Raw genomic sequence first — 3,338 nt, forward strand, 5'->3', positions numbered from 1 at the left:
GAAGTTCCAGGTCGCGGTACTGGCCGATCGGCTCGACGAGCTGCTCGACGAGGTGCTGCGCCGCAGCGGAGGCACCGCCCCGGTGCCCGCCATGGCCCCGGTGGAGCTCGCCGACAAGGCACCCCTCGACCTTCCGATCGACGAGGATTTCAGGGTGGGCACCATGGCCCTCGCCTGGGATCCCGACACCTCGCAGGTGGTCATCGAGGCGCAGGAGGTCTCCGCGGACGACGAGGAGGAGGAGCCCGTCATCGACGACGACCGGCCCGACTCCGCCGTCCTGCGGGTGCACATCAGCGCCGCCGCCGCCCGCGCGTTCACCCAGCGGGCGCTGGAGATCGTCGCGGCCGGACGGCCGCCGTGCCCGCTGTGCGGGCAGCCACTCGACGCGGAGGGACACATCTGCGTCCGCCTCAACGGCCACCGGGGGGACAGTACGTGAGTGCAGAGAGCGACCCCCGGCTCAGCAGCATCCCCGGTACGTCCGGACTGGACGACGTCACCGCCCTTCGCCTGCTGCGCGAGGGCACCATCGAGGTCGCCGGCAGGCTGGTCGAGGCGACCAACATGACGCTCTACTGCTCCATCCGCCTCGACGGCCTGGTCGCCGAGTGCGTCTACAAGCCGGTCAGGGGCGAGCGGCCGCTGTGGGACTTCCCGGACGGCACCCTCGCCGCGCGGGAGGTCGCCGCCTTCGAGGTGTCGGCGGCCACCGGCTGGCGCATCGTGCCGCCGAGCGTCTACCGCGACGGCCCTTTCGGCCCGGGCATGTGCCAGCTGTGGATCGACACCGATCCCGAGGCCGACCTCATGGCCCTGATCCGCAGCCGCGACCCCGTGCTGCGCCGCATGGCCATCTTCGACGCCGTGGTGAACAACGCCGACCGCAAGGGCGGCCACCTGCTGCCCCTGCCCGACGGGCACATCTACGGCGTCGACCACGGGGTCTGCTTCTCCGCAGAGGACAAGCTGCGCACCGTGCTGTGGCAGTGGCGCGGCAAGCCGCTCCCGCGCGAGGCGGTGAACGTCCTGGCCCGGCTGGAGCGCGAGATCGAGCGCGGCAGGCTGGGCCGCCGGCTGCGCGAGCTGCTGACCCTGCCGGAGGTGGAGGCCACGTGGGAACGCGTGCGCCGGCTGCTCAGCACCGGCATCCATCCGTATCCCTCCGACGACTGGCCCGCGATCCCCTGGCCGCCGATCTGACCCGCTGACCTCTCCATGCCGGAGGCGTACCCTGGGTGGGCTGTCCATCTCTACCGGCCTTGGAGGGAACGGGCGTGTGTACGGTGATCGTCGGTGTCGAGCCCGGTGCGGAGACGCCCGTGGTGCTCGCCGGAGTACGTGACGAGTTCGCGGCGCGGCCCTGGGAGCCGCCCGCGGCGCACTGGCCGGAGTTCCCCGGCCTGGTGGGCGGGCGCGACCTGTCGGCGGGCGGCACCTGGCTGGCCGTCGACCCCCTCGGCTCCCGCGTCGCCGCGCTGCTGAACGGGTGCGGCCCGCAGGCCGATCCGTCCGTACGCGGGTCCCGCGGCGACCTGCCGCTTCGAGCGGCCGCCGCCGGTGAGCTTCCCGGGGGAGACCTGTCCAGGTACGACCCCTTCCACCTGCTCGTCGCGGACCTCGACGGCGTGCGGCTCTGGAGCTGGGACGGGCGCGGCGTGACCGAGGACAAGCTCCCGGCGGGCGTGCACGTCATCGTCAACACCGGGTGGGACCGGGACGCCGCGGGTGCGCGGGCCGCCTACTTCCGGCCGCGTTTCGCCGCCGCCGGGCGTCCCTCGGCCTGGGCCACCGGCGACGGCTCACGGGACGCGCGGGAGGCACAGGAGGCATGGGGGGCCTGGCGCGGGCTCGCGTCCGGGGCGGGCCTTCCCCTCACCGATCCGAGGGCGCTGGTGGTCCGCGAGCAGTCGGCGGACGGGCGCGTGTGGGGCACGTCCTCGGTCACGCTGGTCGCCCTGGGCGCGGGCGCGCTGCGCTACGACTTCTGCCCGCGTCCGGACGACCCGGGCTCGTGGTACGAGGTCATGCGCCTGCCGGGCACCCCGTGAGCCCGGTCAGCACAGCACCCCGCCCCAGATGATCGTCACGGTCCTGTCGCCCCCGTTGGAGGTGAACCGGACCTTGGAGGTGCTGCAGTACGGCGTGCCGTACGCGGTGACGACGGCCGAGCCCCCCGCGGCGATCCGGCCCTTGGTCGAGCTGAGCACGCTGCCCTCGGTGATCGAGGCGCGCCAGTGCACGGCCGCCCCCGGCGCCTTGAGCCTGATGTTCACGTAGAGGACGTAGTCGGACTGGACCCGGACCTTTTTGGGCGTCACCGCCAGCACCGGCCTGGCGACCCGGGTCGTCGAGGCCTTCCAGCTCGGCTGGGGCTTCTCCGCCGCCTTGGAACCGCTCGCCGACGGCGAGGGCACCGGGGTCGGTTCGGGCGTGACCTCCGGCTCCGGGGTGGGCGCGAGGGCGAGGCCCAGCGTGGGGGCGAGCGCCGCCCCCGGAACCTCCCTGTTCGTGGAGCCTCCGGGCGCGGCGAACAGGGCCACGACGACGGCGGCCAGCAGGGCGAAGGCGGCCACGGCGAGGACGCGGTCGCGCCTGCGGCGGGTGAGGGCCTGCCTGTCCGGCGCCATGGCGGCGTCCGCCGGGAGCTCGCCGGGCCGCGGCGAGGGTTCCGGTCCCGCCGTCGGCTCCCGGGGCGCCGGGTCGCGGCGCGCGATCTCCGGGGGCCTCGGCCACATCGGCCGCGAGCTCAGCGGGATGGGCCCCTCGTACGACCGGGCCGGCGGGGCCGGCGGGGAGGCGGCGTACGCGGGCCACGCGGGGACGGCGGGAAGGCGAGGCGCGAGGGAAGACCCTTCGAGGTGGGCGAGCAGTTCCCGCGCGAAGGGCCGCCGGGTGGGGGCCTTTTCCAGGCAGGACTCGACGGCGCCGCGCAGCGCTCCGGACAGCGCGGCCAGATCCGGCATGCCGTTCAGGATGCGGTTGATCACCGCGGGGACCGAGTCCTGGCCGAAGGGGGCGCGCCCGGTGGCGGCGTAGACCATCGTGCCTGCCCACGCGAACATGTCGCTCTCGGGACCGGGGACCGTCCCCGCCAGGTGCTCGGGCGCGGTGAACGGCGAGGCGCCCGCGAGCCGGCCGGTCGCGGCCGGGCCGTCCAGGGCGCGCCCGACCCCGAAGTCGATCACGCGGGGCCCGTCGGGGCCCATCAGCACGCATCCGGGCCGGAAGCCGCCGTGCGCCGTGCCCGCCTCGTGGATGGCCGCGAGGGCCGCGAGGGTGGCGGCAGCCAGCTCGGCCATCTCGCTCTGAGGGCGGGGCCCCTGCCTCTCCACTAC

Annotated in this window: 3 protein-coding genes and 1 pseudogene; 3 read left to right on the plus strand and 1 reads right to left on the minus strand. The window is 74.9% G+C overall.

Features of this window, described 5'->3' with window-relative positions; genetic code table 11:
• The 3 genes from AB0B89_RS35595 to AB0B89_RS35605 all read left to right on the plus strand — a co-directional run.
• Positions 1–442 (plus strand): DUF3090 domain-containing protein (locus AB0B89_RS35595; protein ID WP_358561941.1); only part of this gene is annotated, 442 nt, incomplete at its 5' end.
• Positions 439–1,203, plus strand: coding sequence for an SCO1664 family protein (locus AB0B89_RS35600; protein ID WP_358561944.1), 765 nt, complete (start codon positions 439–441; stop codon positions 1,201–1,203). The genes AB0B89_RS35595 and AB0B89_RS35600, both read left to right, overlap by 4 nt.
• Positions 1,204–1,277: 74 nt before the next feature.
• Positions 1,278–2,051 (plus strand): NRDE family protein, encoded by a 774-nt coding sequence (locus tag AB0B89_RS35605; RefSeq protein WP_358561947.1) that lies wholly within the window; start codon positions 1,278–1,280, stop codon positions 2,049–2,051.
• Positions 2,052–2,057: 6 nt separating this feature from the next.
• On the opposite strand, the pseudogene AB0B89_RS35610 reads toward AB0B89_RS35605, so the two are convergent.
• A pseudogene (locus AB0B89_RS35610) lies at positions 2,058–3,338 on the minus strand (hypothetical protein); the annotation flags it as partial.

This window comes from Sphaerisporangium sp. NPDC049002 (genome assembly GCF_040649355.1).
Classification (GTDB): Bacteria; Actinomycetota; Actinomycetes; order Streptosporangiales; family Streptosporangiaceae; genus Sphaerisporangium.